The organism is Neptunitalea lumnitzerae (assembly GCF_027924185.1).
Lineage (GTDB): Bacteria > Bacteroidota > Bacteroidia > Flavobacteriales > Flavobacteriaceae > Neptunitalea > Neptunitalea lumnitzerae.
Genome location: NZ_BRVO01000002.1, coordinates 869,077 through 890,821 on the forward strand (window position 1 = coordinate 869,077; position 21,745 = coordinate 890,821).

The following is a 21,745-nucleotide window of genomic DNA, read 5'->3' on the forward strand; positions in this document are numbered from 1 at the left end:
AAAATAATTTTAACGCTATTATACGTTAGATCCAACTTAAAATAAAGCTTCTTAAGAAAAAACGACTTATTATAGAAACGATCAAATTAAAAATTACTTAAATATAAGTATTTGAAAAACAGTATTTTAAACATATATTACAAGTGCTAATTAAAATTGATTTGTATGAATTTCATTAAATCTATAATATATATATATTTAAGTCTGGCAATGTTTTTAGATATGAAAGCTTTTGCTAACGAACCACCTAACAATAGGCCTACTCTTAACCCCATAGAGGTACAAAGTCAAGTAAATTGTAACGTCCTATTCTTAATAACTATAAAAGCCATGGGGACTGGAGAACTTATCCCTAATTCTTTATTAAAGATTAAGGATAGTGATAATAACATATTAAAAATATTAACAGCGAATAGAGATGGTTTTATAGCTATAAACTTACCCTGTAAAAAAGATTATAAATTAGAAATTTACTCTGAAGGTTATGAAAATAAGATGATAGAAATAAAATACGTGAATAACATCCCTATAATATTAGAAATTAATTTAGAGCCTCTTCTTAAATCATCCAATCCTTATGCTAATTTTTCTTTTAATCCTATATTTTTTGACGTAAATGATACGAATATAAATACAGAAAATAAGGTACAACTAGATGCTTTGACTGAACTTATGAAGAAATACCCAGGGATAAATATTAAAATAGAAGCATATGCAGATATAAGAGGTAGTGAAAGTTACAACTTAAAACTTACTGATAAAAGAGCTAAAACTTTAAAACAGTATCTCATTTCTAGAGGTATTTCGGAAGAAAGACTCATTAGTGAAGGTATGGGAGAGATAAACCCTTTGATTGATTGCAAAGCTGGTTGTACTAGTGAAGACCTTCAGAAAAACAGAAGAGCGGATATTGTAATTCTTAACTACGAAACTAATGAATTGGATATTCCTTCACCATCAGAAATTGAAAAACTAAGTCCCCATTTATTTTCAACAAGTAAAACGCTAAACGATTTAGATCTAAAGCTCACAAATGCACTTGCAAATTCAGGATATAAAAATATAAGGTATTATATTAAAGATAAAGGGTATGCTATCATTACTCAAATTGAACAAACGAATAAAAATTGGGTATCATTAAATGATGCAAATAGGTGGGTAGTAGGTAATGAGCCTGCTAGAGATCCCTCAGAAAACTATTTCTATTACTGGCTTTATCCTGTAAAAGGATATTATAGATTTTTTATTTTTTTAGTACACAATGAAACTGTACAAATTTCTCCTAGAACAGCCATTAATTCACAAATAGCAAAAGATATTTTAAGCAATGCAATTTATCGTGATCTACCCGATGATTTAAAAACTAAAATGGCAGAAAATTATAAGGTTACCGTTTTTATTTATCAATTTGAAAAAAGAGAGAATGAAAAGATTGCCAGTCATATAAAATTAAGCCCTAATCCAGGAGAAAATTTAAAATTATCAGGAATCTTAAAAACTTTAGAAAATGATTAATTTTACAAAAGCAAGAAAAAAAATAGCCCTATTGTGGTTTAGCGTTGCAGCCATTATTTTTATATTAATGCTTGCAAGAACTATTACTGGTAAATTTGATGACCATATTAATGAAGCGTGGGGATGGTTTACTCAAAATCTATCTCCTACCCTACTGCTGATAATATCTTCTTTCTTCACTGATGGAAAAGACCATCTAACCGAAGTAACTATTGATAAATTTAGATTTCGACTTTCTTTCTATCTTTCCTTATTTTATCTGTTAGTACTATTAACTGTATTAGGTGTTAAAAATATAAATGTTATTGAATGGCTTCAAAGTTCCAATATATATTTAGGAATACTTCAAGGTATAGTAGCAAGCTCCATAGGTATGTTTTTTATTAATAAAACTTCGAATTCATCCTAATTCCTAATCGTTATAAGAATTCAATTACATGAAAACTATCAAGTCTTTGACTAATCTATACTTGATGATTTACCTTATCCGAAAAAACAATTAAAAAGAATATATAACTAAAAAGGCTCCCAATTGGGAGCCTTTTTTATATAAATAATAGCTATTATTATCCTATTTGTTTTTCCATACGCTTACGCTCGTTTTCATCTAAATAGATTTTACGTAAACGCATTGAATTTGGAGTAACCTCTACATATTCATCTTTCTGAATATATTCTAAAGCTTCCTCTAAAGAGAATTTAATTGGCGGTGCTAATTTTACTTTATCATCAGCTCCTGAAGAACGTACGTTAGATAATTTCTTAGTCTTAGTTACATTCACAACCATATCATCACTACGTGAGTTTTCTCCAATTACCTGACCTGTATAAATCTCTTCACCTGGGTGAACAAAGAATTTACCACGCTCTTGTAATTTATCTAAAGAATAAGGAATTGCAGTACCTTTTTCCATTGAAATTAAAGATCCATTATTTCTTCCTGGAATTTCACCTTTATAAGGTTGGAACTCTAAGAATCTGTGGTTCATGATAGCCTCACCAGCAGTAGCTGTAAGTAATTGATTTCTTAAACCAATAATACCTCTAGAAGGAATATTAAATTTAATAATCATACGCTCTCCTTTTGGTTCCATACTAAGCATTTCACCTTTACGTAAAGTAACCATTTCAACAGCCTTACCAGATACATCTTCAGGAAGGTCAATAGTTAACTCCTCAACTGGCTCACACTTCACACCATCAACTTCTTTGATGATAACCTGTGGCTGCCCAATTTGTAACTCATACCCTTCTCTTCTCATAGTTTCTATAAGTACAGATAAGTGTAATACACCTCTACCAAAAACCATAAATTTATCAGCACTTCCAGTATCTTCTACACGTAAAGCTAAGTTCTTTTCTAATTCTTTAGATAAACGGTCTTTAATGTGTCTAGAAGTAACAAACTTACCATCTTTACCAAAGAAAGGAGAGTCGTTAATAGTAAATAACATACTCATGGTAGGCTCATCTATAGCAATAGTTGGTAATGCTTCCGGATTTTCAAAATCTGCAATGGTGTCACCAATATCAAATCCTTCTAAACCAGCAATAGCACAAATATCTCCAGCTTGTACCTCTTCAACTTTTACTCTTCCAAGTCCATCAAATAACTGAAGTTCTTTTATTTTAGATTTTACAATCTTTCCATCTCTTTTTACCAAAGAAACGTTCATACCTGATTTAAGCTCACCTCTTTGTAATCTACCAATAGCAATTCTACCAGTAAAAGAAGAATAATCTAAAGAAGTAATTAACATTTGAGTAGAACCTTCTTCTATTTTTGGAGAAGGAATATGCTCTACTACCATATCTAATAATGGCTCAATGTTCTCTGTTTGGTTTTGCCAATCATCAGACATCCAATTGTTCTTAGCAGAACCATAAACTGTAGGGAAGTCTAACTGCCACTCTTCTGCTCCTAATTCAAACATAAGGTCAAAAACAGCTTCATGAACTTCATCAGGAGTACAGTTTTCTTTATCTACCTTATTTACAACCACACATGGTTTCAATTTCATTTCAATAGCCTTCTGTAACACAAAACGTGTTTGAGGCATTGGTCCTTCAAAAGCATCTACTAACAATAACACACCATCTGCCATGTTAAGTACACGCTCTACCTCTCCACCGAAATCGGCGTGACCAGGAGTATCAATAATATTGATTTTTGTTCCTTTATAGTTAACAGAAACGTTTTTAGAAAGAATAGTAATTCCACGCTCTCTTTCAAGATCATTATTATCAAGAATCAATTCTCCTGTATCCTGATTGTCTCTAAATAATTCGCAGTGATGCAATATTTTATCAACCAACGTAGTCTTACCGTGGTCAACGTGTGCAATAATGGCAATGTTTTTAATGGCTGTCATTAAGTATGTATTTAAGGGCGCAAATTTAGTTTTATTTTTTAACTTCTATGTACTATTTACAACAATTATTAAAAATCTTAACCAATTAATAATTAAACCGTTACAAAACACAGGCTATACAAGCAAGTTTCCTAACATTTATAAATAACTATTTCACAATCTATACAACTATAATATTGTATCTTTGCAACACTTTTTTTAAGAAGATTTTTTATGGATTTAAATGCAATACCCAAACTTAAAAATTTGGATAGCAATAATTTCTTCCTTTTAGCTGGACCGTGTGCTATTGAAGGAGAAGACATGGCTTTAAGAATAGCTGAAAAAGTAGTTGCTATTACTGATAAACTAGAAATACCATACATTTTTAAAGGTAGTTTTAAAAAAGCAAACAGAAGTAGAATAGATTCATTTACTGGAATTGGAGATGAGAAAGCATTAAAAATTCTAAAGAAAGTTTCTGAAACTTTTGGTGTACCTACCGTTACCGATATTCACGAAATTAGTGACGCAGCATTAGCAGCCCAATATGTAGATGTATTACAAATACCTGCCTTTTTAGTAAGACAGACAGATTTAGTGGTTGCGGCAGCCAATACAGGAAAAGTTGTAAACCTTAAAAAAGGACAGTTTATGAGTCCGGAAAGCATGAAACATGCAGTTACTAAGGTAAAAGACTGTAATAACCAGCAAGTAATGATTACCGATAGAGGTACCATGTTTGGCTACCAAGATATGATTGTAGATTTTAGAGGTATCCCTACCATGAAACAATATGCTCCTACCGTGTTAGATGTTACGCACAGTTTACAACAGCCTAACCAAACTAGTGGAGTTACAGGAGGAAGACCAGACATGATTGAAACTATTGCCAGAGCAGGTATTGCTACTGGTGTAGATGGTTTATTTATGGAAACACATTTTGACCCAGCGAATGCTAAAAGTGATGGAGCTAATATGCTACATTTAGACTATCTAGAAAAAGTACTTACCAATCTAACGGCTATTAGAAAAACAATTAATAATTTAGAATAACTCCCCTATTAATGCTTAAACAATTATTAGCTATTAGTTGTATATGTTTTGCAACTGTAGCCAGCTTTGCTCAAGAAGAAAAGCAAGATGATAAATACACTAGCCACAATAAAGGAAAAATATTCTTTTATTGGGGTGGTAACGGTTCTAACTACACCAAGTCTGATATTCACTTTAGAGGTAATGGTTATAACTTTACAGTACATGACGCTATTGCACACGACAAACCACGTGGATGGAGCATAGATTACATTAACCCTTCTAGAATGACCATACCGCAAACAAACTTTGAAGTTGGTTATTTTATTTCCGATCATTACAATGTTTCATTTAAAGTAGATCACATGAAATACGTAATGACTCAATATCAACAAGCAACAGTGAGCGGACTTATTAATTTACCCGAATCTGAAGCCGGATCTGAGTTTAATGGTATCTATAATAATGATGAAGTTTATATGACCGAAGATTTTTTAATGTTTGAGCATACAGACGGACTTAATTACATACACCTAGGGCTTTCAAGATTTGATGATGTAACCAGTTTATTAGGACCTATTAATACTGATGTTTTTCAAATAAACGTAACCGAAGGTATTGGTGGTGGTATTTTATTACCAAAAACAAACGCCACATTATTAAGTAAAGAGCGCCATGACGATTTTCACGTTTCAGGATATGGAGTATCGGCAGATGTTGGTGTAAACCTTACTTTTTTCAAACACTTTTTTGTGAGAGGATCTCTTAAAGGAGGATTTATTGACATGCCAAACATTAGAACTACCAACGATACTTCTGACAAGGCAAAACAACATTTCTTTTTCTACGAAAGACTTATAGGTTTCGGAGTTATTTTTAAAATATAACCGAAACACCTATCCTAATTATAACCTAAACTAAAAAAGGCTTTATCATATGATAAAGCCTTTTTCATTATATAGTTAAAGCAGTTTCATTAGCTACCCATAGCTTGCGCTACAGCAGCAGAAATACGCTTATAAGTACCATTAACTAATTTCTCTCTAATAGCTTCAAAAGCGGTTAAAGTTTCCTGAATATCTTCTAAAGAGTGAGAAGCCGTAGGAATCATTCTTAATAAAATAATACCTTTAGGAATTACAGGATAAACTACAATAGATAAAAAGATTCCGTAGTTTTCACGAAGATCATTTACCATAGCCATAGCTTCTGGAATACTACCTTCTAAATACACAGGAGTTACACAAGTGTTCGTATCACCTATATTAAACCCTCTTTCTTTTAACCCGTTTTGTAAATTATTTACATTCTCCCAAAGCTTATTTTTAAGCTCAGGCATTGTTTTAAGCATATGTAAACGCTTTAATGCACCTTTCGTATAAATCATTGGTAATGATTTAGCGAACATCTGAGAACGTAAGTTATATTTTAAGTAATCGATAGTATCTTTATCGGCAGCCACAAAAGCACCAATACTAGCCATAGATTTTGCGAATGTAGAAAAGTAAACATCAATTCCATCTTGACATCCCTGCTCTTCACCTGCACCAGCACCAGTAGCACCTAGCGTACCAAATCCATGAGCATCATCTACTAAGAATCTAAAATTAAATTTCTCTTTAAGGGCTATAATTTCTTTTAGTTTACCTTGTTGCCCACGCATACCAAATACACCTTCACTAATTACTAAAATACCTCCATTAGTTTCAGAAGCAATTTTAGTAGCACGTTGTAAGTTTTTCTCTAAACTTTCAATATCGTTATGTTGGTATGTAAAACGTTTACCGTGGTGTAAACGAACACCATCAATAATACATGCATGAGAATCTACATCATAAACAATTACATCGTTTTTAGTAACCAATGCATCAATGATAGAAACCATACCTTGGTATCCGAAGTTTAAAACATAAGCAGCTTCTTTCTTAACAAACTCAGCTAACTCATCTTGTAATTGTTCGTGAACCGTTGTGTGCCCACTCATCATTCTTGCTCCCATAGGATAAGCAGCACCATATTCCTGAGCTACCTCAGCATCAATCTTTCGTACTTCAGGATGATTACCTAAACCTAAGTAATCATTAATACTCCAGTTTAAAATATCCTTTCCACGAAATTTCATTTTCGGGCTAAGCTCTCCTTCTAATTTTGGAAATACATAATATCCTTCTGCATGCGTTGCCCATTTACCTAAAGGGCCCTTATTTTGCTGTATTCTCTCGAATAAATCTTTTACCATTTTATGAAGCAATTGTATTTGAAATCAGGCAAAAGTAATTAATTTTAGTTAGCATTCATAATTATTTACTTTGCAATTTGTGATGTTAAGTTCCCTTAAACGCCTTTAAACACTAAGAGAAAAGCTTAAACACAATATTTAAAACAACAAACCTTCTAGATTTCAATAAGTTAACAATGTTTTAACAATAAAAAAAGCAACCCAAAAGGGTTGCTTTTATAATATATAAAATTCAATTATTTTATGTATTCAATCTTTTGTGCCTCTTCAACATTCTTACTATCAAAGAAACCTTGATCTGCCATCCATTTATCACTATACACTTTACTCATGTATCTTGAACCATGATCAGGGAATATTGCTACTACAACACTATTCTCATCAAATTCGCCAGCTTCCGACAGTTGTTTAATAGCTTGCATTGCTGCACCAGAAGTATACCCTACAAATAAACCTTCTGTTTTAGAAATTTCTCTTGCAGTATGTGCACTTTCTTCATCTGTAACCTTAATAAACTTATCAATTACATCAAAATCGGTAGCAGTAGGAATCAAATTCTTCCCTAAACCTTCAATTCTGTATGGATAAATTTCATTAGTATCAAACTCTCTGGTTTCATGATACTTTTTAAGCACAGAACCATAAGCATCAACACCAATAACGGTTACCTCCGGATTTTGTTCTTTAACATATTTAGCAGTACCAGAAATTGTACCACCTGTACCACTACAAGCAATTAAATGTGTAATTTGACCTTTCGTTTGTTCCCAAATTTCTGGTCCGGTACTTTTGTAGTGAGCTTCTAAATTCAAGTCATTAAAGTACTGATTAATATAAATCGACCCTTTAATTTCTTCATGTAAACGTTTTGCCACCTCATAATAAGACCTAGGATCATCAGCACTTACGTGTGCAGGACACACATATACCTTTGCTCCCATAGCTCTAAGCATATCAATTTTGTCAGGAGATGATTTTGAGCTAACTGCCAAAATACACTCATAACCCTTAATAATACTTACCATTGCTATACTAAAACCTGTATTACCAGAAGTAGTTTCTATAATAGTGTCTCCAGGTTTTAAAATCCCTCTTCTTTCTGCATCTTCTATAATATGAAGCGCTATTCTGTCTTTTGAAGAGTGCCCTGGATTAAAAGCTTCAACTTTGGCGAAAAAATTGCCTTTAAACTCTGAAGTGATTTTACTTAATTTAATCAGTGGAGTTTTGCCTACAAGCTCTAATACGTTGTTATAAGCATCTATCTTATGTTCCATATTGTTATTGTTAGGGTAATGGTTCATTAAATTTTTTAAAACCACAAAACCATACAAATGTAATTTATTTTTTTTAATTAGTGTACAATACCTTCCAAATCTAATAAAAAAGCATACTCTTCTGCCACTTCTTTTAACGACTCAAAACGCCCGGAAGCCCCGCCATGACCCGTTTTCATATTAGTTCTTAACAATAAGCTGTTAGTATCTAACTTTAACATTCTTAACTTGGCCACCCATTTTGCAGGCTCCCAATATTGTACTTGAGAATCATGATAACCAGTAGTAACCAACATATTAGGATATGCTTGCGCTACCACATTATCGTATGGTGAATACTCCTTGATATATTTGTAATATTCAGCATCTTTAGGATTTCCCCATTCATCAAATTCTCCCGTAGTTAACGGTATAGTTTCATCTAACATAGTAGACACTACATCTACAAAAGGTACCGCTGCTATAACTCCATTAAACAATTCTGGCGCCATATTCACCACAGCTCCCATTAATAAACCACCGGCAGATCCGCCCATAGCATACAAGTGTGCAGGCGAAGTATACTCTTCTTTAACCAAGTGCTTAGCACAATCTATAAAATCGGTAAATGTATTTTTCTTATTCAATAATTTACCATCATCATACCATTGTCTTCCTAAATACTCCCCACCTCTAATATGTGCAATGGCATATATAAAGCCTCTGTCTAACAAACTTAAACGTATGGTAGAAAAATAAGGATCTATAGTAGATCCGTAAGACCCGTAAGCATACAATAACAAAGGAGTTGCTTCATTTTTAGGAGTATCTTTTCTATACACTAAAGAAATTGGCACTTTAGTACCATCAGCTGCGGTGGCCCATACTCTTTCAGATGTGTAATTATCTTTATCAAATGTACCTCCTAGCACCTCTTGCTCTTTTAGTACAGTTTTCTCTTTGGTTACCATATCAAAATCTACTACCGAACTTGGTGTTGTTAAAGAATTATACGCATAGCGCAACACTTTAGTATCAAACTCTATATTCAAAGTAGTATATGCGGTATAGGTTTCGTTATCAAAAGGCAAGTAATAATCGGTAGCACCATCCCAAGACTGAATTCTAATTTTGTTCAATCCGTTTGTGCGTTCACTAATTACTAAAAAGTCTTTAAAAATATCTATATCCTCTAGTAAAGTCTCTTCTCTATGCGGCATTACAGTTGTCCAATACTCCTTTTCAGTAGTATTTTCATTGGTTTTCATCAACTTAAAGTTGCTTGCCTCATCTGCATTGGTTATAATATAAAACGAATCATCATAATGTGCTATACTATACTCCATACCTCGTACTCTAGGCTGAAACAGTTTAAAATCTTCATCAGGAGTATCTGCCTTTACTATTTGATATTCTGAAGTAAGCGTACTCGTAGAACCAATAATGATATATTTTCTAGACTTCGATTTATATACAAACGCATAGAAAGACTCATCTGTTTCTTCAAAAACCAAACTAGCAGCTGCAGTATCTTCGCCTAATTTATATTTAAAAATACGATTAGACCTTAAAGTTTGTTCGTCTTTACGGGTAAAGAATAAGGTTTTATTATCGTTAGCCCAAGTACTACCACCTGTAGTATTAACTATCTCATAAGGAAGTATTTCACCAGTCTCCAGATTTTTAATCTTAATTACGTAAATTCTCCTACTTACAGTATCAACACCAAAGGCAGCATATTTATTATCAGGACTAATATTTATACCACTCAACTTAAAGTAACTATGCTCTTTTGCCATTTCATTACAATCAAACATAATTTCTTCAGGAGCATCTAAAGTTTCTTTTTTACGGGTGTAAATAGGGTAATCTTTTCCCTCTTCATACTTAGTAATATACCAATATCCGTTGTATTTATAAGGCACCGACTCATCTTGCTCTTTGATACGGCCTTTCATTTCTTCAAAAAGACTTGTTTGAAAATCTTTGGTATGCGCCATTACCGCATCGGCATAATCATTTTCAGCATTCAAATAATCTAACACATCTTGGGTTTGACTATCGGGCGTTTCAGCTTCCTTTTGTTCATCTGATAATCGCATCCAAAAATAATTGTCAACACGAACATCATTATGTATTTCTAAAGTTTCAGGAACTTGTTTTGCTACAGGAGCTTTTATTTCCATTTAATTTTATTTTTTAAAGGACAAAAGTAACACATTGCCCCTAGTTAAAAAACTACCACTCTTATTCTACTTTTTGCTCATCAAGAAAGTTTATCAGATAAGTAGTGAAATATTTATTCATTTTTAGAACATCATCAGCAAACTCCTCGCTATAAGGCAAAGAACCACTACCGTCTGTATTTGCTATTACAACTACACTATTAACTTGCTCAAATGACAGCTCATCATTCCATAAAAACACTTTATCTACATCCAAAAATTCTATTCCTTTTAAAGAAAAAACAATGTTGTCTTTTTTCCATATTTTAACCCTAATAGCATTTAACTCTTCAAGCAGCTCAGCTTGTTCATAGTCTACTTTACTAATAGCTAACCTAAAACCAATATCTTTTTGTTGCGCACTTTCGGGTATCATTAAGGCTTTTTGATAAAACATATCTTCTTTAGGAGAAAGATAACTCCCTCCTACTATCATGTGTTTTTCTTCGTCAGTTTCAGGAGCATCATCATTGGCATTGTAAAACCATCCATCAGCCCATTCCCAAACATTTCCTAGCATATTGTGCAATCCCAAACTGTTCGCTTTTCCACACGATACACATTTAGGTACATCACCAGCATTATCCTTAAACACAGCAGTAGTGGTAACATCATCATAAACCGTATCAAAATATACCGGGTCTACAAAATCTCCTCCATTAGCTGCAAACACCCACTCTGTTTGGTGCGGTAGTCTTACTTTTACATTATACTCACTTCCAATCCATTCAGCGTAAGCCTCCGCATCTTTATAGCTAATATTAGTCATAGGCTTGCTTTCATCTCCCCAACCCCACTTTGGTGCATCAGGCATTTTTTTAAAGGTATATTCACAGTACTTCTTGTAATCTGCTATACTCACACAGGTTTTACTTATGTAAAAGTCTTTTAACTCATCCACTAAATATTCTGGCAAGGTATCTTCTTCACTACCAAAAAAATCAGGATTATACACAGGTATGGTATCTGAACTTCCTTTTACAAATACAAAATCTTTTTTTAGCTCACTTAGCTGTGCCGTTGCACTAAAACCAAGCAAAACTATAAACGCAATAATAAACCCTTTAAACATCTAATTATTTTTAATCATATTTAATTAGCACCCTGCAAAAGTAATACCAATATTATCGCAACACATAACTTACCAAGAAGAATTGCATTTATAGTTCATTTTAAAAAACAGAATTATAAACACCGAGAAAACAACCGCTAATTATCAGGAAAAAAATACAGGATAAACATCCTGTACTAAAATTTTATATAATCTTTTTTATAACCCTTAACTTATGAGTATGACGCTTTAAATCTATATTAAAAATCCCGGAATGGTCTATTCTATCAATCCTTACCTTACCATGAGAGTGTATAATATAATTATCCTCCATCATAATACCCACGTGGATAATTTGTCCTTCGTCATTATCAAAAAATGCCAAATCACCAGGTTCGCTTTCTTCAATAAAGCTCAACGGCTCCCCTTGTGTAGCCTGCTGTGAAGCATCTCTAAGCAAGCTATATCCATTCATTTTATACACCATTTGCGTAAAGCCAGAACAATCTATGCCAAACGGTGTTTTACCACCCCATAAATACGGGGTATTTAAATATTTAAAAGAAGTAGCTACAATAGCCTCTTTAGCGCTTACCCCAGAAATGGTTTCGCCCTCAAAATGTGCATTCAGCACATCTATATTACTTACTACAGCCCCTAACGGAATATGCACCAATTGTTGTTGCGCTTCTACAAACTCAATAATATCAGAAGAATACGCAGGTGTTCTGTTTTCAATTTGCGAATAAGTAATATCATCTACCAACACAAACTGTTTATTATCTATCCACCCTTCGTATTTATCAAATGCCAACCTTATTCTACTCCACTTTTTTCTTTGCTCGAGTACTTTAAAATGATCGCCGTACAACACCTGAGACACCATTTCACTAGCATCAGAAGGCTCTAAACGTAACGGAACAATACTAAGGTTACAAATTCCAAATTGCATGTATTAAGTTTAAATTAAAAAACGCTTTTATACACCCCAAAGATATATAAAAGCGTTCATTCCTCTAATAAATTAATTTTTCTCAAGTACTATTGCCGAAGCACCACCACCACCATTACAAATAGCAGCTGCTCCTATTTTAGCATTTTGTTGTTTTAAAACACTCAATAAAGTAATGATAATTCTAACCCCAGAACACCCTAACGGATGCCCTAAAGATACTGCCCCACCATTTACATTTACCTTATCTGCAGAAAGTCCTAAAATTTTCATATTAGCCAATCCTACTACCGAAAAAGCCTCATTAAATTCAAAAAAGTCAACCTCTTCTAAAGACTTACCAGCTTTTGCCAAAGCTTTTGGCAATGCCTTTGCCGGTGCAGTAGTAAACCACTCAGGCTCATGTGCTGCATCTGCATAGCCTGTAATAGTTGCTAAAGGCTCTAAGTTTAACTCTTTTGCCTTTGCCTCGCTCATTAACACCACAGCTCCTGCTCCATCATTAATGGTAGATGCATTAGCAGCGGTTACCGTACCATCCTTTGTAAAAGCTGCACGTAGCATGGGTACTTTTTCAAGCTTTACATTTTTATATTCTTCATCTTCACTAATCACTAATGGTTCTCCTCTACGTTGCGGAACCTCTACTGGCACCACCTCATCTGCAAACTTACCAGCTTCCCAAGCAGCTGCCGATCTTTTATAAGAGGTAATAGCAAATTCATCTTGGTCTTCTCTAGAAAACTCATACTCCAACGCACAAGCATCTGCACAAACACCCATAGCCTCATTGCTATACGCATCTAACAAACCATCTTTTTGCATACCATCTACCATAGTAGCTGGTCCAAATTTAACCCCGTTACGCATAGGTACATAATGCGGTATAGAACTCATGTTTTCCATACCACCAGCTACTACCACATCGGTATCGCCCAAGGCAATGGATTGTGCCGCTTGCATTACGGCTTTCATACCACTAGAGCAAACTTTGTTTACCGTAGTACAAGGTACCGTGTTAGGGATACCTGCTAAAATAGCAGCCTGCCTTGCAGGGGCCTGACCTTCACCAGCCTGAACCACATTCCCCATTAACACCTCATCTACCAAGGTTGGGTCTAAATTAATTTTTTGTAACGCGCCTTTAATAGCAATAGCTCCTAACTGAGGAGCCGGGATACCCGACAAGCTACCCATAAAACTACCTATGGGAGTACGTGCCGCGGCAACTATAACAACTTTATTAGCCATTTTATATATCTTTTATGTTTTGCGAATTTAATTAAATAAAAGCGAAACTCATGGGCATATTCTGTTTTTGATATGCCACAGACTAAGTATTTTTAATTATTTTTGAAGTTCATACAAAGCCTTAATGAAGAAAATATCAGACCAATTATACAGAAATCAATCTTTAGTCTATAAAGTTTTTCTTTACATAGCCACCACAGCCGGAATTTTATATTTATTTCCCAAAGGAGGTCAGTTTAAATATGAATTTCAGAAAGGAAAACCGTGGCAATACGAAAACTTATTAGCCCCCTTTGACTTTCCTATTCACAAATCTGACGAAGAGATTACCCTAGAGAAAGAAAAAGTAACTAAAACCGTAAATCCGTATTACAATTACGATGCTGAAGTAGAAGCTATTGTACTAAACGATATTGATAATGTGTACAGTAACTATTTTGCCGATAGTGTACCTGCTACGGTTAAAACGAAAATTAATACTACGGTTAAAGACATCTACAAAAAAGGCGTGGTAATGTCGTTCCCCGAGAATGATAAAGGAACCATTAACCTAATTAGAGAAGGAAACCAGGTAAAAGAAGCCAATACCAAAAACATCTTTCAAATAAGTCAGTTACATAACTTTTTAACCAATACGTTTAAAGAAGAACCTTATGTATCTTATACCGATAATATTTACGAACTGCTATTTGATGTTTTAAAACCCAACGTAATTAAAAACGAAAATTTTACCGAGAAAGCTAAAGAAGAAGCCCTTAGTAAAATATCGTACACCCGTGGTACTGTAGATGCTGGTAAGCTTATTATTGTTAAAGGAGAAGTTGTTGAAGGTGATAAATTCAACATTCTTAACTCATTAAAAAAAGAATACGAATCGCAATTGTGGAGCGAAAGCAGTTATACCTACATTGTAATTGGGTATGTGGTTTTAATTGGTCTTACCCTGTTAATGCTACTCATGTTTTTGAAAAAGAACAGAACCTCTATTTACAATAACAACACGAAGGTTACTTTTATATTTTTAAACATTGTATTTATGGTTTTCTTAACCAGCTTATCTATAAAATACAATGTATTATACATTTACATAGTTCCGCTTACCATTTTACCCATTATTATAAAAGCATTTTTTGACTCAAGAACTGCCCTCTTTGTGCACGTACTTACCATTATGCTTTTAGGGTTTATTGTACCCAATAGTTTTGAGTATATATTTATACAAATAATAGCCGGAATTGTAACCATCATTACGGTATCTGAACTGTACAAAAGAGCTTCTTTATTTATTTCGGTAGGTCAAATTACCTTGGTGTACCTTATTGCTTATTTTGCATTTTATATTATTAGTGAGGGCGATTTTAACACTGAAAACTTATGGATTTTTGGGTTCTTTTTACTGAACGGATTAATTACCGTAGTATCTGCACAATCACTAATTTACATTTACGAAAAGCTATTTGGTTTAGACTCTGATGTATCGTTATTAGAACTATCAGACACCAACTCTAGATTGTTGCGAGAACTCTCTGAAAAGGCACCAGGTACGTTTCATCACTCCTTACAAGTGGCTAACTTGGCAGAAGCGGCTGCCATAGAAATTGGTGCCAACGCCATGCTAGCACGTGTAGGAGCCCTATACCACGATATTGGTAAAATGAACAACCCTACTTTTTTTACCGAAAACCAAAAAGGTTCTATGAATCCGCATGACGAGTTAGAACCTAAAGAAAGTGCTTCTATTATCATTAACCATGTGATAGATGGAATTTCTATGGCTAAGAAAAATAATCTCCCTGATAGAATTATTGACTTTATACGTACCCACCACGGAACCTCGTTGGTATATTACTTTTACAAGAAACAAGTAGATACCGACCCTGAAAATGCCAAAGAGGAAGATTTTAGATACCCAGGGCCTATACCGTTCTCAAAAGAGACCGCTATACTTATGATGTCAGATTCTGTAGAAGCGGCCTCTAAGAGCCTTAAAAACCCTACTTATGGGGTTATAGATATGTTTGTAGAAAAGATTATAAACAAGCAAATGGACGAAGGACAGTTTTTAAATGCCAACATTACTTTTAAAGAAATTGAGCAGATAAAAAAGATACTAAAGCAGAAATTGGTAAACATTTACCATTTACGCATAGAATACCCCGAATAGTAGTTTACTGTTTTTCATAGAGATAGAAAAAAAAGAGAAAAAATATTAAAAAAAAGACAAGAAATAGTTGCGGTATATAAAATGAACTGCTACATTTGCAACCGCAAAATAAGAATTGCACGTTCTATTACAGAATAGCCAAAGGAGAGGTGGCAGAGTGGTAATGCAGCAGCCTGCTAAGCTGTGACCGGGTTTCTGGTCCCCGGGTTCGAATCCCGGTCTCTCCGCAGAAAGAGTTGATAACTCTTTAAAATTGTCGACGGGGTGTAGCGTAGCCCGGTTATCGCGCCTGCTTTGGGAGCAGGAGGTCGCAGGTTCGAATCCTGCCACCCCGACAAAAAAATGACATACTGGTCGCGTAGCTCAGCTGGATAGAGCATCTGCCTTCTAAGCAGACGGTCACAGGTTCGAATCCTGTCGCGATCACTTAAAAATCAAGCACTTACAGTTTAACTGTAGGTGCTTTTTAAGTTTTGTAACACTTTTGTAACACAATATCTTTTTAAGGGGTGTATTTAGTTATAAATATTGATATGGTATTGCAAAAACTAATTTTTCATTACCATTATCTATCATAAAACTTTTAATAATGCTTTCGTTTGTTTTTATTCCATAAATTTCCCTGAGAGTACGTTTGTTTTCGATGTTACTATCTTTAATAAGTTCTTCAATGAAATTGTTTATCTCCTTGTAGTGATTTATAGATTTTTTAATTAATTCGAAAATTGGTATTTGCTGAGGTTGTAACTCGAAATCCTTTTTTAAAATAGCATTGAAGGATTTCTTTCCTTTTTCCAATAAAGAAGATTTATTTATACATGGAATGTATGAGACTTGTTTTTCATTATGTTTTACAATTATGGTACAAATCGAATATCCAGCGTGTAGTGTGTAGTTTCTTAGTGAATACAGTAAGCGATATTCAAAATGACTATCATAAATCCTGTTTGTAAGTTTTTTAAATTCTGTTATTACTTCTTTTTTTTCCTTATAGCGATTAGTAATAAACTTTGTAGTGTGGTCAATAAATGTATTTATAGAAGAAAGGTAGTTAAAGAAATGATAGTTTAATAATTTAGTAGCTTCTTCCATTTCCTCAAAGCTATTTACATGAGTTTTGGACAATTTTGAAAACAACTTATTACTTTCAATAAATAAGGATCTATAATTCTGATTTATAAAAATAAATCCCCAATTACGCATATTGTTTTCGCTTATTTCATTTATTGCTTTATCTAATTGTGTTTTTTCATTGTCTGTTATCTGTTTTAGAATAGTGTTATCCTTATCTATAACATAGAATTTTCTTTTCATTGTAAATTATTTATTAATAAACCCTAATTTAGAATAAATGTTTTACAATACGGATTTACATAAAAAACAACCTCTCAATATCTTCACAACTAACCCTATTAGCTTCTTTAAGTTTTGCAATCAATTTTAAATACCGTTTGGTAGGTTTGCCGTTGTAGTGTGTTTTAAAGTGTTTACTATGTAATTCTTTGTAATGCTTTTCTTCGTCAAAATAAGAGCCGTAAACCTTTTCTATTTCACGCCATTTTTTAGTTTGGGTTTGCTTTGCATACATACACCCTTTAAAGGCTTCACGGTGCAAAAAATATCCGTCTACTAAGTAAAGCTTTCGGCATTTCTTATTTGTTTGCGGACAAATGAAATACCAAATAAACCCCTTACCTAAATTAGAGGGGTATTGTATTAAATAAACACGGTAATGTCTAGGTTTATCGTTGCTATTATAATTCAATTCGATAAAAGGTACATCTGTAGTGTTAACCAATATACTAATGCTACCCGTTTTAGCGCCGTTGCAACTCCATGATATAACACTGCTTTTAATTTGGTTAGGCTGTAAATACCCCCATTTTTTAAGATTGCTAATATTTATCTGTTTAACCTCATCGTATAAAGTTGGAAATGTATGTGTTTTAGGCATGATAAATTTGTATAAAGAATGAAACCTAAATCTTTAGGGAACATTACAGGGTTAATACTTCTTTTAGCTGTTGTAATCGGTTTAGATAGGGTAAGTAAACCGTAATACCATTATTTGCTTTTACGGTGCTTAAATGGCTTGAAATAAACTTTTGTACATCAAAGATTTTAGAGCCTTTATTTAATTGAATAGCTGCTTTTGGTAATTCCGTTTGATTAAAGAAAATCTCTAATAGTTCAATCTCATTTTGCCAATTTTCTCTTTTAGGTAGTTCATTTCGTTTGATTTTCTCAACCTCATCAATATTTAGAGGACTTTCAAAAGAAAAATAAGTTGTTTTTGGAGCTTCACAATTTTCACTTTTTTCACTGGTTGAGGTTACCACTGGTAAAGGTTCGGGCAACTGTTTTGTATTTTCTTTTCTGAACTTTCGCCAATCGTATTGTATTAAATAGTCGGCTATGTCTTTTCCCTGTTCTTTGTCGTGTTCCGTTCCTAATTGTTCCAACAAATTAGAAACCATGAAAGAGGTATTAGGTAGTTGCTTCTGTAGCTGTATGGCTTTGGTATTCCATAACTCAAAAGCTTTACTACCTTTGGATAGGTCAGGAAACAAAAACACCTTTCTACCTTTTAACGCCTGGCATTTCTTTAAATTTAAACTACTCAAATTAAACACGGCTAACCAAAGTAAATTGGTAGGTTGTTCAGGGAAACCAAAATACAAAGTACCATAAATAGCCGTTTTTGGTGCCTCTACCAATGCAACGGGGTTGTAAGGGTATTTGTGTAACAAATGTTCGCCAAATAAACAGGAAACCTTTATTTCATTGTTATTATAAGCTTCTAACCATTTAGGTAATGGCTTATTTCTGTATAGCGTGTATTGTAAACGAGTATGTAACCAAGTAGTATGATACTTTTTAGTTTTATCGGTGTGGTTGTTACTATCAAAAATCTTTTCTTGTATAGCTACTACCCTACCAAAAGTATTTATAAAAGGAAATGTAGTAGCGCCCGTTTTAGTAACAGTACCCAAGTAATAAAGTGCAATTACTTTTTCTATGTCGGCAACCTCAAAAGGGTAAGCAACGGTTGTGAGTAAAGTTTGAATAAACAAATTTTTTTCAAATCCTGTTAAAGTGCTTTTAAACACCTCATCAGGAATATAAACCGCTTTTTGTACTGCTATCTTTTGGCGTATTAGCTTTCTTGTTGAGGTCTGTATAATTGTGTTGTTGTCATATTCATTTTTGTATGGGGTAACATGATAACCGCAATTAATCTCTCTATCGCATCGCCCGTATGTATGCGGTAAATATTCGCCTGTTTCTGTATTTACATACCTAACAAAACGTTTTTTACCGCATGAGGGGCAAAGATGCTTTTTACTGCCTTTTTCTAATATGTAACTGTATTGAGTATTCATACTAAAAAGGGGGGTTACCGTTACTTACATAGGCAACATTACCCACGTTTAACCTATGGAAAATTACACCATAGCCCGAAAGACGTTTTTTAAAATTAGTTTTGTTTACGGGCTTAAAACCGTCCTCAAAGCAATAGCTTTTGTATTGACGGTATAGGTCAACCATTTTGGTATATTCGTCAACTGAATTTTTATATTCAAAATCATCTAAGAACATTTTAACGCTATCGGATTCCTTTTTGTATTGTTCAATAGCAATATTAACGGCTTCACATTCTGTAAAATGTTTCTGTTCTAATAACCTATGTAACCCATCTAACACCCAATTAAAAACGCCTGAAAGCTCATTTTCAATAATTTTATTGTGCAATCTTTTGTCCTGTTCTTCGGGTGGTATGGTAACGTCAAACGGAATTATTAAAAATCGACGAAAATAGGCGTTTGTATGTTCTACATCTTTAGGTAACTCATTGCAATTAAAGATAAGCTTTGCATACTGTTTCAATGTAAAAGGTTGCCCGTAGGGTAGGCGTGCTTCTACGGGTTCGCCTGAAACCAACTGTTTAAAAATAGAGCTTTCTAACTTACCGTTTATTTCACTGGCATAGTTTACCAACTTATTAGCAAGCTTAGCCCTAAAATAGCCGTTATCGTTGGTTAAACTTTGTAATGAATAGTTACTTGTGTTTTCACTACCTAGCAAAGCACTAACCACCTCAAAAAATACCGATTTACCATTTGCGCCCGTACCGTAAAGTATTAAGGCTTTTTCTTCTTTAAGCCTATTGTTACCATGCTTAACAAACACAAAACCCAAATATTCAGCCAATACCTTTTGGCGTTCTTTATCTGGTAATACACGGTTTAAGTATACTTCAAATAAAGGGGCTTTTGCCGTTGGGTTGTATTCAAATGGTAATTGATAGGTTATAAAATCTAATTGATTAAAAGGGCGTAACTGCGTGCCTTTGTTGTTAATCTCAAAAGTACCATTCAATAAATTAATAAATACCTCATTGGGTAAAGCTAGTTTAGGTTCTAAATATGCCGTACCTAAAAACTGCTTGTATAACTGCTCCCTAAATAAATAATGGCGTGAGGTGTGTTTTTCAATCCCCATTTTTTCGGATGCTTCGCCTAAGAATTTTTGAAAGCTTTCTTTATCTACTTCACTCCAATAACTACCATTGTATAAATAAATAAAATCATGGTTTTTACATAGTCCCCATTCATTGCTTTTAGCTACGTTAAAAACTTCTTCAATTGAAAGCACTAACAAATGATTTCTTTTAAGTTTAAAGTCGTCTACACCGTGAGGGTTTGCCAATGCTTCAAAATCTACAGTTTTAAACTGCTCTAATAGTTTACTTAGGATTTGGGTATGCGGAATAAGGTTAGCATTTGTTAGCTTTCCGATATGATTTACAAACGCTTCAGGCGTATTCAAATCCTCAAACTTTGGGTTGATCTTTTTAATTTCCATTGTTCTTATTGTTTAAGAGGTTATTAAAAAGAGATTTGTCACTTGATACGTACTGAACGCCTTTGCTTAATGTGATTTTACATTGTCCTAAAAACACAACTTGTAATTTGTTTTGATTAACAAGTTGAGATTTTAATCTACAAAAGTATTTTTGCTTCACATTGGTTTTACTTTCAATCATTGAAGCTGTTTGAGCTTCTTTTTCTGTAACTTTTAAAACCCTGTTTATTGCTTCTTTTTTAAATGTGGACTGGTAATTTAACACTCCAAATTGTTTAGCAATCATCTTATGCTCTGAAACATTTGGAAATTTTTTTAAACTCTCTAAGTAACTTAAAAGTGCTTCTTTTTTTGTATTTTGCCCGTGGCTCTTCGGGTTGTTCTTTTGGTTATTTTCCATAGTGCAACCCTTTCTTTTTATTAGACAAAAATTCTTGCGCTTCTTGTTCTATTTCTGTATTAGTTTTACGCTTGCCTGTTTTTAACCATTCATCAATTTCAGATTTTAAGAAATAGACTTTTTTACCACGTTTGTAATATGGTACTTCATTACGGGAAATTTTGGAATACCAAGTTGGCTTTGTACGTTTTTCAGGATCGTACTTTACAAGGTCGTTGAGGTCAAACCATGTTTCGGTTTGTTTAGGTTCTGTCTGTGCTTTTTTAGCTAATAACAGACTTTTTAATTCGCTAACTTCTTTTGTTAGCATCGTTACCGCTTTAGGTAACTGGTCAAAAGATAAATTTTGTTCCATTACAAGTGCTTTTAAAAATTTCTTGCAATGTATTTTTGACGTTTGCAGGGTTGCAATAGGGATATTATCAACCCCAGTCAAACCC

Annotated in this window: 18 protein-coding genes and 3 tRNA genes; 8 read left to right on the forward strand and 13 right to left on the reverse strand. The window is 33.7% G+C overall.

Going from position 1 to position 21,745, the window contains the following annotated elements; genetic code table 11:
- Window positions 1-165 precede the first annotated feature (165 nt).
- On the forward strand, window positions 166-1,515 hold the full coding sequence (locus Y10_RS11040) for an OmpA family protein (protein WP_281765447.1): 1,350 nt from the start codon (window positions 166-168) through the stop codon (window positions 1,513-1,515).
- Window positions 1,508-1,924 (forward strand): hypothetical protein, encoded by a 417-nt coding sequence (locus tag Y10_RS11045; RefSeq protein ID WP_281765448.1) that lies wholly within the window; start codon window positions 1,508-1,510, stop codon window positions 1,922-1,924. The genes Y10_RS11040 and Y10_RS11045 overlap by 8 nt, the downstream gene beginning before the upstream one ends.
- A gap of 157 nt (window positions 1,925-2,081) precedes the next feature.
- Here the strand turns inward: Y10_RS11045 and typA are convergent, their stop codons facing one another.
- Complete coding sequence (gene typA, locus Y10_RS11050) at window positions 2,082-3,887, reverse strand: translational GTPase TypA (protein ID WP_281765449.1); 1,806 nt, start codon at window positions 3,885-3,887, stop codon at window positions 2,082-2,084.
- Between the two features lie 213 nt (window positions 3,888-4,100).
- Between typA and kdsA the strand changes: the two genes are divergently transcribed.
- Window positions 4,101-4,922 (forward strand): 3-deoxy-8-phosphooctulonate synthase, encoded by an 822-nt coding sequence (gene kdsA, locus Y10_RS11055; protein ID WP_281765450.1) that lies wholly within the window; start codon window positions 4,101-4,103, stop codon window positions 4,920-4,922.
- Between the two features lie 11 nt (window positions 4,923-4,933).
- The gene (locus tag Y10_RS11060; protein WP_281765451.1) at window positions 4,934-5,788 is read left to right on the forward strand and encodes a hypothetical protein; all 855 of its coding nucleotides are present in this window, start codon (window positions 4,934-4,936) and stop codon (window positions 5,786-5,788) included.
- A gap of 89 nt (window positions 5,789-5,877) precedes the next feature.
- Here the strand turns inward: Y10_RS11060 and Y10_RS11065 are convergent, their stop codons facing one another.
- The 6 genes from Y10_RS11065 to Y10_RS11090 form a co-directional block, all read right to left on the reverse strand.
- On the reverse strand, window positions 5,878-7,140 hold the full coding sequence (locus Y10_RS11065; protein ID WP_281765452.1) for an aminotransferase class I/II-fold pyridoxal phosphate-dependent enzyme: 1,263 nt from the start codon (window positions 7,138-7,140) through the stop codon (window positions 5,878-5,880).
- A gap of 236 nt (window positions 7,141-7,376) precedes the next feature.
- Window positions 7,377-8,417 (reverse strand): PLP-dependent cysteine synthase family protein, encoded by a 1,041-nt coding sequence (locus tag Y10_RS11070; RefSeq protein ID WP_281765453.1) that lies wholly within the window; start codon window positions 8,415-8,417, stop codon window positions 7,377-7,379.
- Window positions 8,418-8,494: 77 nt separating this feature from the next.
- On the reverse strand, window positions 8,495-10,582 hold the full coding sequence (locus tag Y10_RS11075; protein WP_281765454.1) for a S9 family peptidase: 2,088 nt from the start codon (window positions 10,580-10,582) through the stop codon (window positions 8,495-8,497).
- Window positions 10,583-10,643: 61 nt separating this feature from the next.
- Window positions 10,644-11,693, reverse strand: coding sequence for a formylglycine-generating enzyme family protein (locus tag Y10_RS11080; RefSeq protein WP_281765455.1), 1,050 nt, complete (start codon window positions 11,691-11,693; stop codon window positions 10,644-10,646).
- A 184-nt stretch (window positions 11,694-11,877) separates the two neighbouring features.
- Entirely contained in the window at window positions 11,878-12,624 is a 747-nt protein-coding gene (locus Y10_RS11085; RefSeq protein ID WP_281765456.1) for a C40 family peptidase, read from the reverse strand.
- A gap of 72 nt (window positions 12,625-12,696) precedes the next feature.
- Window positions 12,697-13,875: an acetyl-CoA C-acyltransferase gene (locus Y10_RS11090; protein ID WP_281765457.1), complete on the reverse strand. Its 1,179-nt coding sequence runs from the start codon at window positions 13,873-13,875 to the stop codon at window positions 12,697-12,699.
- A gap of 124 nt (window positions 13,876-13,999) precedes the next feature.
- On the opposite strand from Y10_RS11090, the gene Y10_RS11095 reads away from it, so the two are divergent.
- The 4 genes from Y10_RS11095 (at window position 14,000) to Y10_RS11110 (ending at window position 16,465) form a co-directional block, all read left to right on the forward strand.
- Entirely contained in the window at window positions 14,000-16,039 is a 2,040-nt protein-coding gene (locus Y10_RS11095) for an HD family phosphohydrolase (RefSeq protein ID WP_281765458.1), read from the forward strand.
- Window positions 16,040-16,182: 143 nt separating this feature from the next.
- Window positions 16,183-16,266, forward strand: a tRNA-Ser gene (locus Y10_RS11100).
- 33 nt (window positions 16,267-16,299) lie between these two features.
- Window positions 16,300-16,374, forward strand: a tRNA-Pro gene (locus Y10_RS11105).
- Window positions 16,375-16,391: 17 nt separating this feature from the next.
- A tRNA-Arg gene (locus Y10_RS11110) sits at window positions 16,392-16,465 on the forward strand.
- A gap of 93 nt (window positions 16,466-16,558) precedes the next feature.
- Here Y10_RS11110 and Y10_RS11115 read toward each other — a convergent pair.
- The 6 genes from Y10_RS11115 to Y10_RS11140 are packed head-to-tail and all read right to left on the reverse strand — an operon-like array spanning window position 16,559 to window position 21,741.
- Entirely contained in the window at window positions 16,559-17,353 is a 795-nt protein-coding gene (locus Y10_RS11115) for a hypothetical protein (RefSeq protein WP_281765459.1), read from the reverse strand.
- Between the two features lie 55 nt (window positions 17,354-17,408).
- A complete protein-coding gene (locus Y10_RS11120; RefSeq protein ID WP_281765460.1) occupies window positions 17,409-17,993 on the reverse strand; it encodes a hypothetical protein in 585 nt (194 codons plus the stop codon).
- 43 nt (window positions 17,994-18,036) lie between these two features.
- On the reverse strand, window positions 18,037-19,422 hold the full coding sequence (locus Y10_RS11125; RefSeq protein WP_281765461.1) for a DUF6965 family protein: 1,386 nt from the start codon (window positions 19,420-19,422) through the stop codon (window positions 18,037-18,039).
- Between the two features lies 1 nt (window position 19,423).
- On the reverse strand, window positions 19,424-20,905 hold the full coding sequence (locus Y10_RS11130; protein WP_281765462.1) for a DNA primase family protein: 1,482 nt from the start codon (window positions 20,903-20,905) through the stop codon (window positions 19,424-19,426).
- On the reverse strand, window positions 20,895-21,305 hold the full coding sequence (locus Y10_RS11135) for a hypothetical protein (RefSeq protein WP_281765463.1): 411 nt from the start codon (window positions 21,303-21,305) through the stop codon (window positions 20,895-20,897). The genes Y10_RS11130 and Y10_RS11135 overlap by 11 nt, the downstream gene beginning before the upstream one ends.
- Window positions 21,295-21,741: a helix-turn-helix domain-containing protein gene (locus Y10_RS11140; RefSeq protein ID WP_281765464.1), complete on the reverse strand. Its 447-nt coding sequence runs from the start codon at window positions 21,739-21,741 to the stop codon at window positions 21,295-21,297. Before Y10_RS11140 ends, Y10_RS11135 begins: the two co-directional genes overlap by 11 nt.
- Window positions 21,742-21,745: the final 4 nt, after the last annotated feature.